This is a genomic window from Ruegeria sp. AB6 (genome assembly GCF_056542685.1).
The window spans coordinates 139,342-160,496 of record NZ_JBQGAD010000005.1; the positions used below are offsets into that span (position 1 = coordinate 139,342).

Annotated in this window: 17 protein-coding genes; 8 read left to right on the forward strand and 9 right to left on the reverse strand. The window is 59.9% G+C overall.

Annotation, left to right across the window (positions count from 1 at the left end; translation table 11 throughout):
• Nucleotides 1-20: 20 nt before the first annotated feature.
• Nucleotides 21-1,112 carry an S-methyl-5-thioribose-1-phosphate isomerase gene (mtnA, locus tag ACR0DB_RS12385; protein WP_480551228.1) on the reverse strand — a complete coding sequence of 364 codons (1,092 nt, stop codon included), beginning with the start codon at nucleotides 1,110-1,112 and terminating at the stop codon, nucleotides 21-23.
• 296 nt (nucleotides 1,113-1,408) lie between these two features.
• On the opposite strand from mtnA, the gene ACR0DB_RS12390 reads away from it, so the two are divergent.
• Entirely contained in the window at nucleotides 1,409-2,440 is a 1,032-nt protein-coding gene (locus ACR0DB_RS12390) for an NADP-dependent oxidoreductase (RefSeq protein WP_480551230.1), read from the forward strand.
• Nucleotides 2,441-2,503: 63 nt separating this feature from the next.
• Here ACR0DB_RS12390 and putA read toward each other — a convergent pair whose 3' ends face one another.
• A complete protein-coding gene (putA, locus tag ACR0DB_RS12395) occupies nucleotides 2,504-5,974 on the reverse strand; it encodes a bifunctional proline dehydrogenase/L-glutamate gamma-semialdehyde dehydrogenase PutA (protein ID WP_480551232.1) in 3,471 nt (1,156 codons plus the stop codon).
• 124 nt (nucleotides 5,975-6,098) lie between these two features.
• On the opposite strand from putA, the gene ACR0DB_RS12400 reads away from it, so the two are divergent.
• Nucleotides 6,099-6,557 (forward strand): Lrp/AsnC family transcriptional regulator, encoded by a 459-nt coding sequence (locus ACR0DB_RS12400; protein ID WP_331252117.1) that lies wholly within the window; start codon nucleotides 6,099-6,101, stop codon nucleotides 6,555-6,557.
• Nucleotides 6,558-6,572: 15 nt separating this feature from the next.
• On the opposite strand, the gene ACR0DB_RS12405 is transcribed toward ACR0DB_RS12400, so the two are convergent.
• The 5 genes from ACR0DB_RS12405 to ACR0DB_RS12425 form a co-directional block, all read right to left on the reverse strand.
• The gene (locus ACR0DB_RS12405; protein WP_480551234.1) at nucleotides 6,573-7,541 is read right to left on the reverse strand and encodes a DUF3137 domain-containing protein; all 969 of its coding nucleotides are present in this window, start codon (nucleotides 7,539-7,541) and stop codon (nucleotides 6,573-6,575) included.
• Nucleotides 7,542-7,724: 183 nt separating this feature from the next.
• Nucleotides 7,725-8,861 (reverse strand): NADH:flavin oxidoreductase/NADH oxidase, encoded by a 1,137-nt coding sequence (locus tag ACR0DB_RS12410; protein ID WP_480551236.1) that lies wholly within the window; start codon nucleotides 8,859-8,861, stop codon nucleotides 7,725-7,727.
• 70 nt (nucleotides 8,862-8,931) lie between these two features.
• Nucleotides 8,932-11,118, reverse strand: a complete 2,187-nt coding sequence (locus ACR0DB_RS12415) for a Tex family protein (RefSeq protein ID WP_480551238.1) — start codon at nucleotides 11,116-11,118, stop codon at nucleotides 8,932-8,934.
• A gap of 70 nt (nucleotides 11,119-11,188) precedes the next feature.
• A complete protein-coding gene (locus ACR0DB_RS12420) occupies nucleotides 11,189-12,205 on the reverse strand; it encodes an Ldh family oxidoreductase (protein ID WP_480551240.1) in 1,017 nt (338 codons plus the stop codon).
• 75 nt (nucleotides 12,206-12,280) lie between these two features.
• A complete protein-coding gene (locus ACR0DB_RS12425; RefSeq protein WP_480551242.1) occupies nucleotides 12,281-13,228 on the reverse strand; it encodes a c-type cytochrome in 948 nt (315 codons plus the stop codon).
• 48 nt (nucleotides 13,229-13,276) lie between these two features.
• Here ACR0DB_RS12425 and ACR0DB_RS12430 point away from each other — a divergent pair, with 48 nt between their 5' ends.
• Genes ACR0DB_RS12430 through ACR0DB_RS12440 form a run of 3 tightly spaced genes read left to right on the forward strand, consistent with a single transcriptional unit; the run spans nucleotide 13,277 to nucleotide 15,726 of the window.
• On the forward strand, nucleotides 13,277-13,849 hold the full coding sequence (locus ACR0DB_RS12430; RefSeq protein WP_480503693.1) for an RNA polymerase sigma factor: 573 nt from the start codon (nucleotides 13,277-13,279) through the stop codon (nucleotides 13,847-13,849).
• Complete coding sequence (locus tag ACR0DB_RS12435; RefSeq protein WP_480551244.1) at nucleotides 13,846-14,592, forward strand: anti-sigma factor; 747 nt, start codon at nucleotides 13,846-13,848, stop codon at nucleotides 14,590-14,592. Before ACR0DB_RS12430 ends, ACR0DB_RS12435 begins: the two co-directional genes overlap by 4 nt.
• Nucleotides 14,593-14,649: 57 nt before the next feature.
• The gene (locus ACR0DB_RS12440) at nucleotides 14,650-15,726 is read left to right on the forward strand and encodes a helix-turn-helix domain-containing protein (RefSeq protein WP_480503696.1); all 1,077 of its coding nucleotides are present in this window, start codon (nucleotides 14,650-14,652) and stop codon (nucleotides 15,724-15,726) included.
• Here the strand turns inward: ACR0DB_RS12440 and ACR0DB_RS12445 are convergent.
• Nucleotides 15,699-16,589 carry a LysR substrate-binding domain-containing protein gene (locus ACR0DB_RS12445; RefSeq protein ID WP_480551246.1) on the reverse strand — a complete coding sequence of 297 codons (891 nt, stop codon included), beginning with the start codon at nucleotides 16,587-16,589 and terminating at the stop codon, nucleotides 15,699-15,701. The genes ACR0DB_RS12440 and ACR0DB_RS12445 overlap by 28 nt on opposite strands.
• 105 nt (nucleotides 16,590-16,694) lie before the next feature.
• Here ACR0DB_RS12445 and ACR0DB_RS12450 point away from each other — a divergent pair, with 105 nt between their 5' ends.
• Entirely contained in the window at nucleotides 16,695-17,573 is an 879-nt protein-coding gene (locus ACR0DB_RS12450; RefSeq protein ID WP_480551248.1) for a phytanoyl-CoA dioxygenase family protein, read from the forward strand.
• Here ACR0DB_RS12450 and ACR0DB_RS12455 read toward each other — a convergent pair.
• On the reverse strand, nucleotides 17,570-18,874 hold the full coding sequence (locus ACR0DB_RS12455; protein WP_480551250.1) for a UDP-glucose dehydrogenase family protein: 1,305 nt from the start codon (nucleotides 18,872-18,874) through the stop codon (nucleotides 17,570-17,572). The genes ACR0DB_RS12450 and ACR0DB_RS12455 overlap by 4 nt on opposite strands.
• 155 nt (nucleotides 18,875-19,029) lie before the next feature.
• On the opposite strand from ACR0DB_RS12455, the gene gmd reads away from it, so the two are divergent.
• Both gmd and fcl read left to right on the forward strand, forming a co-directional pair.
• Complete coding sequence (gene gmd / locus ACR0DB_RS12460) at nucleotides 19,030-20,154, forward strand: GDP-mannose 4,6-dehydratase (RefSeq protein WP_170773314.1); 1,125 nt, start codon at nucleotides 19,030-19,032, stop codon at nucleotides 20,152-20,154.
• A gap of 10 nt (nucleotides 20,155-20,164) precedes the next feature.
• A complete protein-coding gene (fcl, locus tag ACR0DB_RS12465; protein WP_480551252.1) occupies nucleotides 20,165-21,142 on the forward strand; it encodes a GDP-L-fucose synthase in 978 nt (325 codons plus the stop codon).
• Nucleotides 21,143-21,155: the final 13 nt, after the last annotated feature.

The window sequence follows — 21,155 nt, forward strand, 5'->3', positions numbered from 1 at the left end:
GGTTTGCAGTCTGTGGGCTTTCAATGGGCTTTGTCGGGGAATAGGCCGGCCAGGCCTTGGGCGCTGGCGTCGCAGATGCCACGTTCGGTGATCAGCCCCGTGACCAGACGGTTGGGGGTGACGTCAAAGGCCGGATTGCCGCCTGATGTGCCCTGTGGCGTGACCAGAACCTCGCCGATCTGACCCTGATTCAGACCCTGAATACGGGTAATCTCGGCCTCGGGGCGATCCTCGATGGGGATTTCGGCGACCCCGTCTTGCAGCGACCAGTCTATTGTGGGCGAGGGTAGAGCGACATAGAAAGGCACCCCGTTATCATGGGCCGCCAGCGCCTTGAGATAGGTGCCGATCTTGTTGCACACATCGCCGCGTGCGGTGGTGCGATCGGTGCCGGTGATGACCAGATCGACCAGCCCGCGCTGCATCAGATGCCCGCCTGCATTGTCCACCACATAGGTGTGCGGGATGCCATGTTCGCCCAGCTCCCACGCGGTCAGGGCGCCTTGGTTGCGGGGGCGGGTTTCGTCGACCCAGACATGGATCGGAATCCCTTCGTTATAGGCGTGGTACATCGGGCTGGTGGCCGTGCCCCAATCGACCGTCGCCAGCCAGCCGGCGTTGCAATGGGTCAGAAGGTTCACTGGCTCGCCTGCGGGCTTCTTCGCGGCGATCTCTCTGATCAGGGCCAGGCCGTTTTCACCAATGCGGCGGTTGATTTCGATATCTTCCTCGAACACCTCCTGGGCCAGCGCCCAGGCAGCGTCCGCCCGGTTTTCAGGGGGCAGCGGCAACAGAGTCGCACGGCACCGCGCCAGTGCCCATGCTAGATTGACCGCAGTGGGCCGCGTCGCGTTCAAAACGGTGCTGGTGTGTTCGAAATTCACGTCCGAGGGGTCCCGCGTCATCGCCTCGGCCATGCCATAGGCGGCGGTCGCCCCGATCAGAGGCGCCCCGCGCACCCACATGTCGCGGATTGCGACTTCGAAATCTTCCAATGCGGACAAGGTGACGACTTTGAATTCATGCGGCAGCCAGCGTTGATCAATGATCCGCACTGCGCCGCTTTGCGCATCGCGCCAGATCGACCGATAGTGAACGCCGCCGACTTTCATTGCCTATCCTCCTGGTTGTGTCGTGCCCCCGAGGGCCGTGTCCCTGCCGCAACAGGCCCAAAACGCGCCAGCCCTTCGAAATGAGGATTGTAAACCACGGGCGCAGCGGGTCGGTTGACGAAATGAGACATGCAAGTTGTTGGCGATTGGCCCGGCAATGTCAAACCCTTGCAAGGTGAAGAGATCGGTGGATTTCAGCAGCCTATGGTTGTAACGCCACAATTCCGGGGCAGATTGGGTTGCACATCTTAGCTATCCGGTCTCTGCTACGGCAAACCGATTTGTAGGAGAGCACCATGCCCCAATCCCCCGATACAAACCGCCGTATTGTTCTGGCCGAACGTCCCAAGGGCGAGCCAGACGAGAACACTCTGCGGTTAGAGACAACCGATGTCCCGACGCCCGGGGCAGATGAAATGCTAGTGCGCACGGTCTTTCTGTCCTTGGACCCCTATATGCGTGGACGCATGAATGATGCAAAATCCTATGCCGAGCCGGTGGCGATCGGCGGTGTTATGACTGCGCAGGTCGTGGGACGGGTCGAGCAGTCGAACCTTCAGGGCTTTGCGGTTGGCGATTATGTCCTGAACATGAGCGGCTGGCAGGATTATGCGATCTCGGACGGGGTGCAGGTGGTCAATCTTGGTCAATCACCAGACAACCCGTCCTGGGCGCTGGGGATTTTGGGGATGCCGGGCTATACGGCCTACGCCGGGCTGCTGAAAATCGGTGAGCCAAAACCCGGTGAGACCGTCGTTGTCGCCGCAGCCTCAGGCCCGGTGGGGGCGACTGTGGGTCAGATTGCCAAGCTGAAAGGCTGCCGGGTGGTCGGCATTGCGGGTGGGCCCGAGAAATGCGCGCATGTGGTGCAAAATCTGGGATTTGATGCTTGTCTGGATCATCGCTCGGATGATCTGGCTGGACAACTGCGTGATGCCTGCCCGGATGGCATCGACGTCTATTTCGAGAATGTCGGCGGCAAGGTGCTATATGCGGTTCTGCCCTTGTTGAACCCGTTCGCGCGCGTTCCGGTTTGCGGCGTCATGGCCTGGTACAACCTGCCCGGTCTGCCCGAGGGGCCGGATATGGGCCCGGTGATCATGGGGACGTTGTTGCGGATGAAGGTACGCATGCAGGGTTTCATCATTTTCGACAATTTCGGCCCCGAAGTGTATCAGGAGTTCGTTCGCGATATGACCGGCTGGCTAAAAGACGGCTCGGTCACTTACAAAGAACACTTGGTCGAGGGGCTGGAAAACGCGCCTGAAGCGTTCAATCGGTTATTGGCCGGGGGGAACTTTGGTAAGATGGTCGTAAAGGTGGGGTGATCTGACCGCCTCTCATTTTTGTGCACCGCCCCGGACAAATCGGTCTGCCGGGGCGGTCGCGGGTCAACTTGCTGCCGCCAAAAGCGAGGCGTTGCCACCGGCAGCAGTGGTGTCAATACACACGTGACGCTCAAGCTGACAGCGGTCGCCGAAATCCGCGTCATTGATCATCGGGATCAAAGCACCGGGTCGCTGCGCCAAGGCCGTGCGGATGGCCCGAAGCTGAGCCTCTTCTCCCCAACAGACAACCGCATCGAAGCCCGAAATCGAGCCTAACACAGCGGGTTCCAGTACACCGTCCACCGTGTTCGGACCCGTTGCGCCGGGCGCAACGATGACGGCGGAACAGCCATGCGCCACAGCGATTTCGCGCTGCGCCTGCGCGGCCTCAAGCGATGGGCCAAGACACAGGATGATGCCACGGCCATAGGTCGACAGCGTGTTCGACTCGCCCGTCGGCCCCGGTAGCTGTTGCCGTTTCAACGCGATACGCGGTGGGCGTTTGGTCGCCGTCAGGACAGCCTGAACCGTGGCCTCATCGGCGGCCTGTCCCGTAGCCGCGGCAAAGCTTTGCGTCACCGGCTTGGTGAAGCGCTTGACGTAAGACGGACCGCCCGCCTTGGGCCCGGTGCCCGACAACCCCTCACCCCCGAAAGGTTGGGACCCCACAATCGCGCCAATCTGGTTGCGGTTGATATACATGTTGCCGACGTTCAGCTGCGACGTAACCTGTTCGATCCGGTCGTCGATGCGCGAGTGCATTCCGAAGGTCAGGCCAAAGCCCGTGGCATTGATCGCGGCGACCACCGCGTCCAGCTCGGCGGCCTTGTAGGTGGCCACATGCATGACCGGGCCGAACACCTCTTTTTCCAGATCACCAATACCCGATACACGCAGGACGGTTGGGGCAACGAAGGTCCCGTCTGTCGGGGTATCCAGTTCTTTCAACACACGCCCCTGTGCGCGGGCGTCTTCGACATAGGCAAGGATTTCACCCTGCGCGCCGTCACTGATCACCGGCCCGACATCGGTACGCAAGTCCCATGGGTTGCCCACGACCAGCTCATCCATCGCGCCGTAGAGCATCTCGAGGAAGGGTTCGGCCACGTCCTCTTGTACGTAAAGCAGCCGTAGCGCAGAACAGCGCTGACCGGCGGATTGGAAGGCCGAGGCAACAATGTCCTTGATCGCCTGTTCCGGCAGCGCCGTAGAGTCCACGATCATCGCGTTCAATCCACCGGTTTCGGCGATCAAAGGGGCCTCGGGGGCGATCTGATCCACCATGGCGCGGTTGATCGTTTGCGCCGTGTGGGTCGAGCCGGTAAAGCACACCCCTTTGATCCTTGGGTCCGACGTCAGCCGTGCGCCTACGACCGAGCCGCGGCCCGGCAGCAGTTGCAACGCCGTCTTCGGAACCCCGGCTTCATGCATCAGGTTGACGGCGACCCAGGCGGTTATGGCCGTTGGGTCCGCCGGTTTGGCCAGGACACCATTGCCGGCGGCCAGTGCGGCGGCGATCTGCCCGGTGAAGATCGCCAGCGGGAAGTTCCATGGTGAAATGCAAGCCATCACACCACGCGCAGGTCGCGTGACTTCGGTGCCGCGCACAGCATAGTAGCGCAGGAAATCGACCGCCTCGCGCAGCTCGGCGATGGCGTCCATCGGGGTCTTCCCCGCTTCGCGGGTGAGGATGGCAAACAGCTCTCCGAAGTTCTGCTCATATAGCTCGGCGGCGCGAAACAGGGTCTGGCGACGCGTTTCAGCACCCGCGTTCCACTGGGCTGCCGCGCCAAGTGCCGTTTTGACATCCTCGACCGATGCCTCAGCCACCACACCCACCTTGTCCGCGTGATCGGCGGGATTGAGGACAGGGCGGTCTGTGGTGTTCTGCGACGCGCCCTCCAAAAGCGGCCCAACCTGCCAGAACTTTGCGCGAAATGGCGCGCGGGCCTGTTCGATCTCGGCCAGATCGTCGGTGCCGTGCAAATCCCAGCCCCGTGAATTCGGGCGTTCGGTCCCATAAAGGTCGGCAGGCAGCAGAACAGCCGCGTTAGAGCCTGAGTCGAGCGCGTCGAACGGGTCGGCGGCGACGATTTCCGGGGCCACGGATTGGTCGACGATCTGGTTCACGAACGAAGAGTTCGCCCCGTTTTCCAGCAAGCGTCGCACCAGATAGGCCAGAAGATCCCGATGCGCCCCGACAGGCGCGTAAATCCGGCACCGGGTGCCGCTGCCGTTCAGGACCAGATCATGCAGGCTTTCGCCCATACCGTGCAGGCGCTGGAACTCAAAGCTGCGTGTGTCTGTGGCCATGTCGAGGATCGCGGCCACTGTATGGGCGTTATGGGTGGCAAATTGCGGATATATCCGATCTGTCATGCCCAGCAGTTTCTGGGCGCAGCAGATATACGAGATATCGGTGGCCGCCTTGCGAGTGAAAACCGGGAAGCCGCCCAGCCCTTCGACCTGTGCTCGCTTGATCTCGGTATCCCAATAGGCACCTTTTACCAGACGCACCATGATTTTACGGTCCAATTCAGCAGCCAGCGCATGCAGCCAATCCAGAACATAGGCTGCGCGCTTGCCATAGGCCTGCACGACCACGCCGAACCCGTCCCAGCCCGCAAGCGACGGGTCGCGCAGAACAGCTTCGATCACGTCAAGGGACAGATCCAGCCGATCCGCCTCTTCCGCGTCGATATTCAGGCCCATATTGGCGGCCTTGGCCTGTTGTGCAAGTTGCAGCGTCAGAGGCACCAGCTCCGCCATCACCCGGTCTTTTTGCCCGACCTCATAGCGGGGATGCAGCGCCGAGAGCTTGATCGAAATACCGGGATTTTCTCGTATGTCTTGCGCGTCGCATTCCGTGGCCAGCTTGGCGATGGCGTCCGAATAGGCGGCCAGAAACGCCTCGGCGTCGTGGGCTGTCAAGGCGGCCTCGCCCAGCATGTCGTAGGAATAGGTGTAACCCTCGGCTTCCTGTTTCTTGCCGCGTTCCAGCGCTTCTTCGATGGTTTCACCCAGCACGAATTGCGCGCCCATTTCCTTCATCGCCCGCGCCACCGCGACCCGGATCACCGGTTCCCCCAGCCGTTTCACCGCCCCTTTCAGGGTCGAAGCAATGCCGGTGCCGTCCTTCAGCACCTTGCCCGTCAGCATCAGCGCCCAGGTGGAGGCGTTGACCAGAGACGACGACGATTGCCCCAGATGCTGCCCCCAGGCCGAAGGTGCGATCTTGTCTTCAATCAGCGCGTCAATCGTATCTGCATCGGGCACCCGCAGCAGCGCCTCGGCCAGACACATCAGGGCCACGCCTTCATTGGTGGATAGGCCATATTCGGCCAGAAAGACTTCCATCAGGCCGGGGCGGCTGTCGTTGCGGATCGCGCGTACAAGATCAGCCGCGCGATTCTGGACCACCGCCCGCCTTGCTGCGTCAATCGGATTGCGGCTTGTCAGGTCCAGCAATACCTCGAATTCTGCCCGCAGGTGGTTGTGTCGAAGGTTCAGACGAATATCATGTAGCCCAGTCATGTTCTTTCCAATCCGCTTTCGATTTAAATAATCTTACCAAATCGCCGAAAGTTATGTTGACTAAAGCTTCAAAATAGGCGTGTTTATTGACCAAATTTCCTATTTAGTTTTGGCGATTGAGACCGTGTTAATAGAGAAAAATAGTCAACTAGACCGACATGACCTGAAAATCCTACGTATTCTGAGCCGTGAAGGCCGTATTCCGGTTACGGAATTGTCGGCGCGGGTCGGATTGTCCAAGACACCTTGTCAGGTGCGGATGAAACGTCTGATCTCGGAAGGGTATATACAGGGGTTTCGCGCGATTCTGGACCCTTCGAAGCTGGGGGTCGAACAGGTGGTCTTTGTCGAGGTCAGCCTGAAAATCACCACCGAAGCGGCTTTGACTGAGTTCAATGAAGCCGTGCAACGCGCGCCCGAGGTCGAACAATGCCACATGATTGCGGGTGCCTTTGACTATCTGCTGAAACTGCGCACCAAGGATATGCGCAGTTACCGTGAGATTTTGGGCCGTGTCGTGTCCACGCTCCCGCATGTGGACAGCACCTCGACCCATGTGTCGATGCAATCGGTGAAAGACTGAGCCGCCCGACAGCGTTCATTGATGAAGGGCATCAATGATCTGTCGTGGCATTACCAGATCGCGGAAGGCGCGATGGATGGTTTCATCCGCTTCACTCAGCGGGGCACCACCAAGGTTGAAGCTGAGAAACCCGTGGGGAAGGCTGAGCGCCAGATAGAATTTCTTGCCCGAAAATGCCGCTGAGCAATAGTCGCGCCCACCTTGGTAGCGTTTGGCGATCTCGCTCAGTGTATAAGCAAATTCGGGTTTGACGTATTGTTCCAGCTGGTGCGGGTCGTCGGTAAAAACCTCAAAGATCTTCTCGGCATCCTCTAGGCCAAGATCCCAGCGATGTTGGGGCAAGACGTTGCGGCTTGCCCAGCTATACAGCTTGTTTAGGGTCCCACCGAAATCTTTGACGAAGACCGTGCGTGGTATTGTTGCCGGGCAGTCGATTTCCAGCACGATGCCCGAGAACAAGGTTCTGGTCTTTCGTTTGTTGTCGCTGTCTCTGTAAGTGTCCGAGCAGCTCATTTGCAGCAGTTTGTAATTGGTGTCCCGCCAGGTGCCGCTGATCGCGTGATTTTCGCGCACGCGTTCGGATTCAGGTATGATTTGCAATGAAACCAAGCGCCCAATCGGAAGGAAGCTCATAGGTACGTCCGAGTGCAGCTCCATATGCCCTAGGAATTTGCACAGGATGGGGCGAATGTATTTCGAAACATCGGAACTGACTTTTCCGCCTCGTTCCAGATAAAGGATCAAGGCCGCGGCCCCGCCGAAAGCAAGTGGAAAAATCGCAAAAAGAGGATGAATGTAGTACCCGCCTAGTCCGGCCAGTACGACGGCAACAACGCCAGAGAACTTGATCCAGAACATACTGCGCGAGACGGCGGCCTGACGTTCAACTTCTTTCTCGCGTAGGAATGGGGCAATCTGCTGGTCATAGATCCGGGAAAACCCGGTCTCAAACGGGGCAGATTCGACAAACTGGTATTCTGACATCGTTAAATCCTGACCAACAAACTACGAGTTTGGCGCAGATGCTAGCGATCCCTTGTCCGCCAGAGTATCCCCAGACGTGTATCATTTGTATCGGATGTGTCCGTCTTAGCCATGTTCGCGCAGGCGACGCCATTTTCGACACAGAGAAGCGCCTCGCTGGACCTCGAGGCGCGATCTGATGCGCTATCGCAGGCCCAGTTTGGACAAAAGCCGGTTGCGTTTCATCAGCCACCATCCGGCCTCGACGGGCCATAGGGCATGGTTCTGGTCGGCCCCTAGTGCAGCGGCGCTGCGCAGGGGCCAGTTCGGGTCGTCCAGCAATTCGCGGGCCACGGCGATCATGTCGGCGTCGCCCTTTTGAATCACCGCGTCGCACACCTTGGGGTCCCACAGGAAACCGACCGCCATCGTCGGCATATCCGCCCAGGACCGGACTTGCGATGCAAACGGCACCTGAAAGCCGTGTCCGATGGTCATCCGCTGCGGGCGATCCTTGCCGCCGATCCCGCCCGAGCTGCAATCGATCATGTCCACCCCGGCAGCTTTGAGCGCCTTGGCGATGTCAACGGTGTCTTCGACGGTCAGGCCGCCGTCCACCCAGTCCGACGCCGATAACCGAAAAGCCAGAGGATAGTCCTCAGGCCAGTTTCGTCGGATTTCACGTGCGATCTCGACGGCAAAGCGCGCTCGGTTTTGGGCGCTTCCGCCCCAATTGTCCGACCGCTGGTTGGTAATCGGGGACAGGAATTGATGCACCAGAAAGCCATGCGCGGCATAGACCTCGATCATCTTGAATCCGGCAGCCTGCGCCCGTCGTGCGGCCGCACCAAAAGCTGCGATGACGTCTTCGATATCGGCCTCGGTCATCTCACGCGGCGTCGCCCAACTCTCGGCATAGGGCAGCGCAGAGGGGGCTATTGCAGGCCAAGCCGCTTCATCGCGCTGCGTGGCGTCTTCTTCATCCAGCGGAGTTTCGCCGTGCCAAGGACGCCGCTCCGAGGCTTTACGCCCGGCATGGCTGAGTTGAATGCCCGGCACCGCGCCTTCACGAGTGATGAAATCGGCGATGGGTTTCAGCGGGGCAATCTGGGCGTCATCCCACAGACCCAGATCGCCGGGCGTGCGTTGCCCGTCACGGGTGACGGCGGTCGCTTCGGCATAGACCAGCCCGGCACCGCCCATGGCAAACCGGCCCAGATGCACCAGATGCCAGTCATTGGCGACTCCCTCTTTCGCCCTGTACTGGCTCATCGGCGAGACAGCGATACGGTTCTTGAACGACACGGATCGCAGGTCAAATGGACTGAATAATGAGGGCATTCTGGTCTCTCCGACTGTCATTTTCCGTCAACCTAGCGAAACCGAGCGCGCAACCCAAATAGATAATCTGTTAACGACGCCCGCGCCCCGCTTGGCCCGCCCCGCCATCTTTGCGCATAGACAAGCCGATGCGTTTGCGTTTGACGTCCACTTCCACGACCGCGACTTTGACGATCTGACCGGTTTTGACGACCTCATGTGGATCTTTGACGAAGCGGTCGGCCAGTTGACTGATATGCACCAGCCCGTCCTGATGCACGCCGATATCCACAAATGCCCCGAAAGCTGCGACATTGGTGACGGTGCCCTCAAGCCGCATTCCTGGTTTCAGGTCGGTGATCTCATTGACCCCTTCCGCGAAAGAGGCGGTCTTGAAGCTGGGTCGCGGATCGCGGCCGGGCTTTTCAAGCTCGGTAAAGATATCCATCACGGTGGGCAGGCCAAAGGCATCGTCGACAAAACGCCGGGCTTGCAGACCTTTCAGCGCGTCTTTCTGCCCCATGATCTGACGAATGTCGCGCCCACAGGCGGCCACGATGCGGCGCGCCACGCCATAGGCCTCGGGGTGGACTGAGGAGGCGTCTAGCGGCTCGGATCCGTCTCTAATACGAAGGAAACCCGCGCATTGCTCGAAAGCGCGTGGGCCAAGGCGCGCCACGTTCAGCAGGTCTTCGCGGCGGTCAAACGCGCCGTTCACGTCCCGATGGGCCACAATGGCGTCGGCCAAACCCGGACCCAAACCCGACACCCGCGACAGCAAGGGGGCCGAGGCGGTGTTCAGATCGACACCGACCGCGTTCACCACATCTTCGATCACAGTATCCAGCGATTGCGACAGTCGGTGCTGGTCGACATCGTGCTGGTATTGCCCGACGCCGATGGACTTGGGTTCGATCTTAACCAGTTCCGCCAGCGGGTCTTGCAAACGGCGCGCGATTGAGACCGCGCCGCGCAGGGAAACGTCCAAATCGAGAAACTCGCGCGCGGCCAGTTCCGAGGCGGAATAGACCGACGCGCCCGCCTCTGAGACGATCACCTTGGTTGGGGCTTTTACCGCGTTTGGCAGCAGTCTCAGCGTATCAGCGACAAAGCTTTCCGTCTCGCGGCTGGCGGTGCCGTTGCCGATTGCGATCAGGTCAATGTCATGGGTCGAGATCAGCTTGAGAATGGCGGCTTGCGCGCCGCGCAGATCGTTTTTGGGTTGGAACGGATACAGAGTGTCGGTGGCGACAAGCTTGCCGGTGGGATCGACCACCGCCGCTTTGACACCGGTACGGATGCCGGGATCGAGCCCCAGCGTTGCCTTGGCCCCGGCGGGGGCGGAAAACAGCAGGTCTTTCAGGTTGCGGGCGAAGACCTGAATCGCCTCGTCCTGCGCGCGGCTTCTGAGATCGGCCATCAATTCGACCATCATCGACAGAGACAGTTTGACCCGCCATGTCCACCCCGCCACTTTGCGCAACCAAAGATCGCCGGGTGAATTGGTCCGCGTGCCTAGATGGGCGGCGACCATCGCCTCGGCCCGCGCAGCGCCGGTTTCGGGGTCGGGGGCAATATCGAGCGTCACGATCCCCTCTTTCGAGGCGCGCAGCATCGCCAGCGCCCGGTGCGAGGGTGTATCGGCCCAGCGTTCGGTGTGGTCGAAATAGTCGCTGAACTTGGCCCCTTCGGTCTGCTTGCCGTCGATTACTTTTGCGGTCAGCAGGGCCTCGCGTTGCATGAAGCTGCGCAACTCACCCAGCAGGACGGCGTTTTCGGTCAAACGTTCGGTGATGATGTCGCGGGCACCGTTCAGGGCATCTTTGGTCGTGGGTACTGCGTCCGAGACATAGCCCCCGGCCAGCGCGTCGGGGTCAGCAGAACGGTCGGCCAATATCGCCTCGGCCAGCGGCTCCAGCCCGTTTTCGCGTGCGATCATCGCCTTGGTGCGCCGCTTGGGCTTGTAGGGCAGATAGATGTCTTCCAACTGCGCTTTGGTCTCGGCCCCGGCGATGGACTTGGCCAGGTCGTCGGTCAGTTTGCCTTGATCGCGGGTTGAATTCAGGATCGTGTCACGGCGGGCATCGAGTTCGCGCAGATAGTCCAGTCGCTCAGACAGGGTGCGTAGCTGGCTGTCATCCAGCCCGCCGGTCGCCTCTTTCCGGTAGCGGGCGACAAATGGGACTGTGGCCCCCTCGTCCAGCAGTTTGACCGCAGCGCCGACCTGATCAGGGCGGGCGTTGATCTCGGCGGCGATGGTGCGTGCGATGCGGTCCAAGGGGGTCTCCTTCAACTGGGTCGGAGGGTCTTCTTAGCCACAGGCACCGGCAAGGGAAAGAGGCCGAATTCTAACGGGCCAGAGCCAGCAGATCGTCGTGCAGCGTTTTTGAGATTTCTGCATAGCCCCGCGCCCTGTTGCGCGCACGCGCGGCATAGCGCCGTTGCGAGGGCAGACGCGCGCCCTGACCCGTGATTTCGGCAAACAGCCGCTCGGCGCGGGCATCGTTTTCGTCCACGCGGCCGCCGCTGAACTGGGCGGGGTCGAAGGCCAGGATGATCTCGCCATGATAAGGTGCGCTGCTGGTGCCGTCGGCATAGGCCAAGCTTTCCAGACTGGTCAGATCGTCGATCAAGGGCCCAGCCAAAAGCTCGATCATGATCGACAAAGCCGACCCCTTATAGCTGCCGAAGGTCAGCATCGCGCCTTCCATCGCAGCGTGCGGGTCGGTTGTTGGGTTGCCGTTCTTGTCGAGCGCTACGCCGTCGGGCAGGGGTTTGCCTGCGCGGCGGTAAAGCTCGATCTCTCCCCGCGCAAAGGCGCTGGTGGCAAAGTCGAAGGTGAATGGATCCTGACCCTGACGCGGCCAGCTAAAGGCCAGCGGGTTGGTGCCAAGTGACCCGCGTGTACCTCCGGCTGGGGCGACCCAGGAATGGCTGGGCACCATCGCCATCGCGGCCAGCCCAGCCGAGGACAATTGTTCAACCTCGGGCCAGAGGGCTGAGAAATGGAAACACCGGTTGATCGCCATTGCGGCGATGCCGTGCGTGCGCGTTTTCTCGATCAGGTGGGGAAGGGCCTCATGAAAGGCCAGCAAGGAGATCCCGCCGCGTGCATCGACACGGACAATGGCATTGTCTGAGGGGGTGATGACTGGCGCGACATGGCCGTCGACCTTGCCCGCGTCCATCGTTTCTGCACACATGAGCAGGCGAAACAGTCCGTGCGAGTGGCAATCGTCGATCTGGCAGGTGGTCAGCAAATCCGCGATGGCGGTGGCATGGTCCGGGCCATAGCCCGCGTTTTTTAGGATGGTCAGGCTTAGCCCGTGGATCTCATCCAAAGTCAGTTTGACCGTTTCGCTCATGCCCCGCCTTCCTTTTCTATGTTGCCATGGACAGGAATAGCGCGGCAGGGCAGGCGAAGGAACAGCTTTCCGGCGTTAGCCTTCCGATTCCGATTGCAGATAGGCAATGACGTTGGTGATGTCCTCATCCTTCTTCAGGCCGGCGAACTGCATCTTGTTGCCGGGCAGAGTACCCTTGGGGTCAGCCAGAAAAGTGGTCAGGGTCTCGACATCCCAAACAATGCCCGAGCTTTTCAGCGCGTCCGAGTATTTGAACCCATCCGCTTGGGCAGCCGACGCGCCAACGATGCCGTACAGCGAGGGGCCTACACCGTTCTTGCCCTCTTTTATCTGATGGCACGCCTTGCACTTGCGATAAACTTTTTTGCCCGCCTTGATATCCCCTTCAACTGCGGCAACAGCGGCGACCTCAACCGGAGCAGCTGTCCCAGCGTCGGCTTTTTGCTCGTCCATGTTGAAGAATAGGCGTGCGGTGATGGGCACGGTCCGGGTGATGCCGGGAAGGCTGGCCAGCTCCATCAGCTTGTCGACCCCGGCATTCACGCCCGCGTCTTCGGTGCTGAGAAACACCATGTCATTGGTCGAGACCATCACGGATTTCTCAGAAACCCGCAGGACGAACATTTCAGTATCAAACTCAACATCCGTGCCGATCAGCGACAGTGCCGCTTCGACATCAACGACTGCTGTTTGACCGACGGCCAGCGCCTTCGCCTCGTCCATATCGATCTGGGCGGTCAAAGTCGCCGTGCCTGCATTGCGAAAGACATGCTCGATCATGCGCTCGTTACGGATGTCTATATTCGTCTCGACCGAGGACAGGTCGATCTCGATCTCGGCCTTGCCATCAGGGCTGACATGGCCTGACAGGTTGGTGAAGGAATTCACCTCGCCCACGGTGTCTTTCTTGATGGTGCCATAGGCCAGGTGCGAGCCTTCGGGCGACAAGGTCCAATGTTCAGCCAAGGCCGGGGTTGCAATAATTGCCGACGCAATCGTGACTGCTTTCAACATAAGTTTCATTTCATTCCTCCACAGGTTATGACATTCCTGACCTCGCGGGCCCGATCCGTGAATGTCAAACACACACAGGTCACTATTTATTCAATGGGTGGTGAAATTAGTTCCGAACAGGCCGTGCGCGGCGCGATACAGACGCATTCGAAACGCGTTTGGCGCTTTGGGCTTGCCTTGTCCGGAGCCTCCGATGTGGCGGATGACTTGCTGCAATCCACGTGCCTGCGTGCGTTGGAGCGTCACCATCAGGTGACTTCGCATGATCGATTGGACAGTTGGCTGATGACGATCTGCCGCTCGATCTGGTTGAACGAGGTGCGCTCGCGCTCGGTCCGCAAGGCGCAGGCGTTGTCGGTGACGCCCGAGGCAGAATTAATTTCACATGATTCCGATTCCGAAACGAATATTTTCGCGGCTGAGGTGTTTACCCAAGTGATGCAACTGCCAGAAGCGCAGCGCGAAACGGTAATGCTGGTCTTTGTCGAAGGCTACAGTTACCGCGAAGCGGCGGCGATGCTGGACGTTCCCATCGGTACGATTATGAGCCGGTTGTCCAACGCCCGGCAGAAACTTAAAACCGTGATGCAGCAGGATGCTGCAAGCGCCGTTCGACGGAGTGGCAAATGAAGTTTTCCGATGAGACGCTGACAGCGTATCTGGAAGGCAATGTGGATGAGGCTGAGGCAAACGCGATTGAAACCGCGGTTGCGGCCGACCCCGAGCTGGAAGCGCGTCTGATGGCGCTGGATCCGTTTGCACCGGTTGTGCAGGCGGTGTTTGAAAACGTGCCCGCCGAGGCACCGCAGGTCGATCTGCCTGAACCGCAGTCGGCTGTTCCTGTTCACCCTTCCGGAAGCCCGTGGCGTTTGGTGGCTGTCGCCGCTTCGGTCGCGGTGCTGGCGGTGTCGGCAACCTTCTGGAGCACCCGGCCCGAGCCGCTGGGCTGGGCTGAACAGGCGGCGATCTACCAGTCGCTTTATGTGCCCGATACGATTGCCTCGCTGGACAATTCGGCTCAGGCGCTGGACACGCAGTTCGAATTGGCCGAGGCCGAGCTGGGCCGGTCGCTGAACCGCGACACGCTGGAAGCCCTGCCGGGGATGGAGCTAAAGCGCGCGCAGGTTCTGTCGTTCAACGGCAAGCCGTTGATTCAGGTCGTGTTCGCAGATGAACAGGGTCAGCCCTTTGCCTTCTGCATCATCCGTCAGGGCGAAGGCGCCCCCAGCAAAGATGTGAACCTTACAGAGCTGAGCGGCCTTGCAACCGCGACATGGTCTGAAGGTGGATATGGGTACATGCTGATCGGCAGCAGCCCGCAAACACCGTTGCAGGGGCAGCTGGATATTCTGACGACAAGTTTCGCCAGCTGATCCCTAAGCGGCAGAATCGTCTTGTGAACTGGTGGAAATACTCGAAATATGTCGGGTATGACCACCAAACCTGTCATTCCCGATCCCGATGAGGACGACGATACGCTGGGCCCCGGCAGTATCTATGATGTCGATCCGCCCGAGGATGACGATCTGTGGTTTCTGCCTCCCGATGAAGAACCCGAGGAGGACTTTTTCCTGCCCGGGCCAAAGGCGGATCGCAGGCTGTTGTTCGATCCTCGGGATTGGCGGGCGGCGCAGGCCGAGCTGTCCCTAGAACTGGCAGATCTGGCGGCCACATTCGGTGCCTTGGATGAAAGGCTACGGGCTGGTCCCAAAGGCTGGACGCATCGTCTGGCATTGATGGACGTGTCTGATCTGGGTTGGTGGACTGGTGACCGGATCGGTGTGGATCGCTTGGCGCTGTGGACCGGGTTGCGGATCGGCGCGACCGGTGATGACGTACAGGCCTTGTTTCGGTCCGGCTGGGCCGTGCGGCGTCTGACATCAGGTGCAGGACCGTCCGAGGGCGGATGGGCCACCGGGGTAACTGCCTTTCTTGACCGGATGGCGCAGGGGATCGACGAAGTGCCCGAGGCCATCGCCGACCTGGCCGAGGTGATGGGGCATGCGGACGGGCTGCACCCGGTCACGCAAGCTGCGATTGCTTTTCATGCGTGGCGTGCGGTTTCACCGGGTGTCGGGCACGACACCGAAGCAGCCATCATCGCAGCACGCCATGCAGCCACGATGGGTCGGGGCGGCGCGCTTTTCATGCCATTGGCCCTGTCAGGCCCCGGCGCTTTGCGTGGCATGGGTGATACCGGGGAAAAGTTGGGCGCGTGGTATCGGGGTCTTGGGCAGGCCGCCTTGGCCGCCTTGTTGCATCTGGACCGTGTCAGCGCCTGGGACACTCGTGCCCGCGCCGCGACCGACGACCTGAGCGGACGAACCCCACCCAAACTGATTGAAGCGCTGACAGCCTGGCCCATGGTGTCGGCCCCGTTGGCCGAAGAGTTGACGGGTGCCTCGCGCGCGGCGGTTCAGCGCAATATCGACAGGTTTTCGGATCGCGGCTTGATCCGTGAAGTGACCGGGCAGGGGCGTTACCGCGTCTGGACTGCCGCGCTGTGATCCATGATCCACTCCCGAAACCGCCGTGCCGCAGGGCGCAGAGTTCGGCGGGACGGATAGATCAAGTGATAAGCTTCTTGCCCCGGGACCTCGATCCCGTCGAGGCATGGAACCAAGCCTGACAGAGCTACAATACGGTCTGACGCAGGCGCTCGGGCGAGCGCAATGCCCGCGCCTGCCGCCGAAAGCTCGGCCGCGATAAGTGAGTTGTCTGCAAAGAAATACCGCGCCTGACCCCCGGGCAGGCGTAGCGTTTCGAACAGATGTGGCCAGCTTGCGCGGTGGGTCGAGACCTCGATCAGGGTGAAGTTAAACAAATCCTGCGGCGTATCGATCTGCGCAGCCAGTTCGGGCGGGGCCACGGGATACAGCCTTTCACGCACTAGTTCATCGCTTTCCGTGCCAAAGAGGTTCGGATTGCCGAACACGATCTGTAGATCGGTGAACCGATTGGTGAAATCAGCGTCCCGGTTGCCGGTCGACAGGGACAGATTGATATGGGGGTATTGCGTGTGAAAATCGGTCAGCCCCCTGGCCAAAACCCCATGCGCGAACAGAAGAACCGACTGCACGTATAGCCGCTGTTCTCGTGTTTCGCCGAACAATCCGGTCGTCGCGGTTTCCAGCATCAGCAACGATTGCTGCACTGATGGCAGATAGGCGCGTCCGGTCTCGGTCAGGGTGACGGAATGCGCATGGCGGTGAAACAAAGGGGTGCCCAATTGTGTTTCGAGCGCTTTGACCTGTTGGCTGACGGCGGCGGCGGACATATTCAACTGGGCCGCCGCGCGCGCAAAGCTTTCGGTTCGCGCGGCGGCCTCGAACACGCGTAGCCAATTCAGGGATGGAATACGGCCTGCCATAGCAGTTAGACTAAGCTGAACTTAGCCTGACGGGCAAGAACCTGTGCTCTGCCATTAATGACGCATCAACTAGGCTGCAATCACATGCAGTAAGGAGGAGCGCGCATGTCTGACCCTGTCCCAATGGCTCAAACCGCCTTGACGCCCGAACAATCCGCTCAGTATTGGGAGGATGGGTATTTGTTTCCCCTGACCGTTTTCACCGGCGCGGAAACGGCTGCCCTGCGGGCCGAGTTCGAGCAGATTGAGCGGGACTGGCTGGATGCCGATCTGCCTTTGCCGTTGAACACCTATAAGCGGGTCAATTCGCATCTTGTAATGCCTTTGGCCGCCCGCGTTGCCAGGGACCCCCGTGTTCTGGATCTGGTCGAGGGCGTTTTGGGCCCCGACATCATGATCTGGTCAGCCGAATTTTTCGTCAAGGAACCGCGGACCGCGCACACGGTCGGTATGCATCAGGACCTGACCTATTGGGGTATGGGCGAGACGCCGGATCAGGTTACGGCCTGGATCGCGCTGTCGCCTGCGACGCCTGAAAGCGGCTGCATGGATTTTGTGCAGGGCAGCCATAAGAACCCGATCCTGCCGCATAACGACACCTATTCTGACACGAACCTTCTGTCACGCGGGCAAGAGATCGCCGTGGAGGTGGCGGAGGAGGACAAAACCCGAATAGAGCTGTCGCCGGGGCAAATGTCGCTGCATCACGGTTTAACGATCCACGGGTCAGGACCGAACAGCTCGGACGACCGGCGCATCGGGTTGGCGATCCGGTATCTGAACCCCAATGCCAAACAATTGGTGGCCGAAAAAGACTATGCCATGCTGGCGCGCGGGCGCGACGGGCAGAGCAATTTTGTTCCCGTTCCCCCGCCCAACAGTTTGTTTTCAGCAGAATCGCTGGCTCTGTACGACCAGGTGCGGCGCGACCAGAGCAAGGCTTTGGCCGAGGGCGCGCAGGCGGATGTGCCGCTGTACGGTTAGCGACCGACCCCGGAATAGCTCTCGAACCCGGCCTTCAGGGCCATGTCGCGGGAATAGATGTTGCGCAGGTCGACCATTCTGGCCGAGGTCATCGAGGCCGCCATATCGCCGAGGTTCAGGGCGCGGAACTCGTTCCACTCGGTCAGCAGCACGACCGCATCCGCATCCTTTGCGGCGGCATAAGGATCGTCGAACCAGTCGACACCGGGCAGCAGGGCCTCGCCTTCGGCGCGGCCTTGCGGATCGACGACGCGGACACGGGCACCGCCCCCGATCAGGGCGGGCACGATGGTCAATGAGGGCGCGTCGCGCATGTCGTCGGTGTTGGGTTTGAAGGTCACGCCCAGCACCGCGATGGTCTTGCCATTGAAACTGTCGTCGCAGGCATCCCGGATCTTGTCGATCATCCGGTTTTTTACACCGTCATTGACCCGAATGACCGTCTCGGTGATTTGCATCGGATAGGCGTGATCCTGTCCAATCCGCGCCAGCGCGTTGGTATCCTTTGGAAAGCATGATCCGCCATAACCGGGGCCAGCATGCAGAAATTTATTGCCGATCCGGCCATCCAGACCGATGCCGCGTGCCACTTCCTTGACATCACCGCCCACACGTTCGCACAGACCGGCGATTTCGTTGATAAAGGTGATCTTGGTCGCCAGAAACGCATTGGCCGCGTATTTGATCATCTCGGCGCTTTCCAGATCGGTTGTCAGGATCGGAAAATCGCGCAAGTAGAGTGGGCGGTAGATATCGGCCATCACTCCGGCGGCCCGGTCGTTTTCGACACCGACAACCACCCGGTCGGGGCGCATGAAATCATCAATGGCGGCCCCTTCGCGCAGGAATTCCGGGTTCGAGGCGACATCGAATTCGGCCTGCGGGTTGGCGGCAGCGACCACCTCTTGAACTTGACGGTTGGTGCCCACGGGAACAGTGGATTTCGTGACAATCACGGTATAGCCGGTCAGCGCATTGGCGATCTCTTCGGCGGCGGCCATCACATAGGTCAGGTCTGCATGCCCGTCGCCGCGCCTGGTCGGGGTGCCCACCGCAATAAACACAGCGTCCGCCCCATCCACGGCAGCGGCGAGGTCGGTGGTGAAACTCAACCGTCCCGAGGCGACGTTCTTGGCCATCAGCACGTCCAGACCGGGCTCATAGATCGGAACTTCGCCCGTCTGAAGCATCTCGATCTTGCCTTCGGCCTTGTCTACGCAAACGACGTCATGGCCAAAATCCGAAAAACAGACCCCCGACACGAGCCCCACGTACCCTGTGCCGATCATTGCAATACGCATGTATCAATATCCTTCTTCGGAAACCGCCTTGTGGCGCATTCATTCAGGAAAGTTTCGCCGGTTTCAATGCCCAGCCGTGACCTTGGGTTGCATTCCGGGGTATCTTGCTGTTTCTGAGTCTGCGATCAAGCAGATAGAATGTGTGGAATGGACCGATGACAAAAACAGCATTAATTACCGGCATCACTGGGCAGGATGGCTCTTACTTGGCCGAGTTTTTGCTGGAAAAAGGATATGAGGTGCATGGTATCAAGCGCCGTGCCTCGTCATTTAATACGCAGCGGATCGACCATATCTATCAGGACCCGCATGTGCCGAATCCACGCCTTCATCTGCACTATGGCGATCTGAGCGACACGTCGAACCTGACCCGGATCATCCAGCAGGTGCAACCGGATGAGGTTTATAACCTGGGAGCGCAATCCCACGTGGCGGTCAGCTTTGAGTCGCCGGAATACACTGCCGATGTGGACGCCATCGGAACCCTGCGCCTGTTGGAAGCGATCCGCTTTCTGGGGCTGGAGGAGAAAACCCGGTTCTATCAGGCCTCGACTTCGGAGCTTTACGGTCTGGTTCAGGAAATTCCGCAGCGTGAGACAACGCCGTTCCATCCGCGCTCACCCTATGCGGTGGCCAAGCTTTATTCTTATTGGATCACGGTGAACTACCGCGAAGCCTATGGCATGTATGCCTGTAACGGAATCCTCTTCAATCACGAAAGCCCACGCCGGGGCGAGACATTTGTCACCCGCAAGATCACGCGGGGGTTGGCCAATATCGCGCAGGGTCTGGAAGAGTGTCTGTATATGGGCAATATCGACAGCCTGCGGGATTGGGGTCACGCCAAGGACTATGTGCGGATGCAGTGGCTGATGTTGCAGCAGGACACGCCAGAGGATTTCGTGATCGCAACCGGGGTGCAGTATTCGGTGCGTCAGTTCATCGAATGGTCAGCGGCTGAACTGGGTGTGACGCTGGCGTTTTCGGGCGATGGCGTGGATGAGATTGCCACTGTGGTCTCGGTCGAAGGCGCGGATGCGCCTGCATTGAAGGCCGGGGATGTTGTGATGCGGATCGACCCGCAATATTTCCGCCCGGCTGAAGTGGAAACTCTGTTGGGCGATCCGTCAAATGCCAAAAACAAACTGGGGTGGGAACCCGAGTTGACCGTTCAGGAAATGTGCGCCGAAATGGTGCGTGAGGATTTGAAGACCGCCAAACGCCATGCCTTGTTGAAAGAGCACGGGTATGACTTGCCGGTCAGTCTGGAAAATGGCTGAGGAGCGGGGCATGCGAAAGATCTATGTTGCCGGACATCGCGGCATGGTCGGTGGCGCGATCCTGCGTCGGTTGCAAGGCCGTAAAAAAGCAGGTGAAGCGCTTGAGCTCAACACCCGCACCCATGCCGAGCTTGATCTGACCGATCAGGCGGCAGTTCGCGACTTCATGCAATCCGAACGCCCCGATGTGGTGGTGCTGGCCGCCGCCAAGGTTGGGGGCATTCATGCCAACAACACCTATCCAGCGGATTTCATTTACGAAAACCTGATGATCGAGTGCAATGTGATCCATCAGGCTTTTGCTGCAGGGGTTCAGACCCTATTGCAACTGGGCAGTTCCTGCATCTACCCGCGCGCGGTTCCGCAACCTATGCGCGAAGATGCCCTGCTGACTGGCGTGTTGGAGCCGACAAATGAACCCTATGCGGTCGCCAAGATCGCGGGGATCAAGCTGTGCGAAAGTTACAACCGGCAGCATGGGGTCGACTACCGCTCGGTCATGCCGACGAACCTTTATGGTCCGGGTGACAATTTCCACCCCGAGAACAGCCATGTGCTGCCCGCCCTAATCCGCCGCTTTCACGAGGCCAAGCGCGACGGGCTGGATGAGGTGGTGATCTGGGGCACTGGCAAGCCCCGGCGCGAATTCCTGCATGTGGACGATATGGCCGAGGCCTCGTTGTTCGTTCTCGACCTGCCGCGCGATATTTACGAGGCCAATACCCAGCCGATGCTGAGCCATATCAATGTGGGCTGTGGTGAAGATATCTCGATCGCGGAACTTGCCGCACTGGTGGCGCGGACCGTGGGGTATGACGGGCGGATTTCACAGGATAGCAGCAAGCCGGACGGGACGATGCGCAAGTTGATGGATGTCTCGCGGCTGGCCGACATGGGATGGCGCGCGCGGGTCGGGCTGGAAGACGGTATTCGCGAAACCTATGGGTGGTTTCTGGACCAGTCTCAGGCGCAAATCCGCGCCAAGTGACCGCCCGACAGAT

Excerpts from the sequence above, each read along its gene's own strand:
- mtnA (WP_480551228.1), bottom strand. The coding sequence starts at position 1,112 with ATGAAAGTCGGCGGCGTTCACTATCGGTCGATCTGGCGCGATGCGCAA.
- ACR0DB_RS12390 (WP_480551230.1), top strand. The coding sequence starts at position 1,409 with ATGCCCCAATCCCCCGATACAAACCGCCGTATTGTTCTGGCCGAACGT.
- putA (WP_480551232.1), bottom strand. The coding sequence starts at position 5,974 with ATGACTGGGCTACATGATATTCGTCTGAACCTTCGACACAACCACCTG.
- ACR0DB_RS12405 (WP_480551234.1), bottom strand. The coding sequence starts at position 7,541 with ATGTCAGAATACCAGTTTGTCGAATCTGCCCCGTTTGAGACCGGGTTT.
- ACR0DB_RS12410 (WP_480551236.1), bottom strand. The coding sequence starts at position 8,861 with ATGCCCTCATTATTCAGTCCATTTGACCTGCGATCCGTGTCGTTCAAG.
- ACR0DB_RS12420 (WP_480551240.1), bottom strand. The coding sequence starts at position 12,205 with ATGAGCGAAACGGTCAAACTGACTTTGGATGAGATCCACGGGCTAAGC.
- ACR0DB_RS12425 (WP_480551242.1), bottom strand. The coding sequence starts at position 13,228 with ATGAAACTTATGTTGAAAGCAGTCACGATTGCGTCGGCAATTATTGCA.
- ACR0DB_RS12435 (WP_480551244.1), top strand. The coding sequence starts at position 13,846 with ATGAAGTTTTCCGATGAGACGCTGACAGCGTATCTGGAAGGCAATGTG.
- ACR0DB_RS12440 (WP_480503696.1), top strand. The coding sequence starts at position 14,650 with ATGACCACCAAACCTGTCATTCCCGATCCCGATGAGGACGACGATACG.
- ACR0DB_RS12445 (WP_480551246.1), bottom strand. The coding sequence starts at position 16,589 with ATGGCAGGCCGTATTCCATCCCTGAATTGGCTACGCGTGTTCGAGGCC.
- ACR0DB_RS12450 (WP_480551248.1), top strand. The coding sequence starts at position 16,695 with ATGTCTGACCCTGTCCCAATGGCTCAAACCGCCTTGACGCCCGAACAA.
- ACR0DB_RS12455 (WP_480551250.1), bottom strand. The coding sequence starts at position 18,874 with ATGCGTATTGCAATGATCGGCACAGGGTACGTGGGGCTCGTGTCGGGG.
- gmd (WP_170773314.1), top strand. The coding sequence starts at position 19,030 with ATGACAAAAACAGCATTAATTACCGGCATCACTGGGCAGGATGGCTCT.
- fcl (WP_480551252.1), top strand. The coding sequence starts at position 20,165 with ATGCGAAAGATCTATGTTGCCGGACATCGCGGCATGGTCGGTGGCGCG.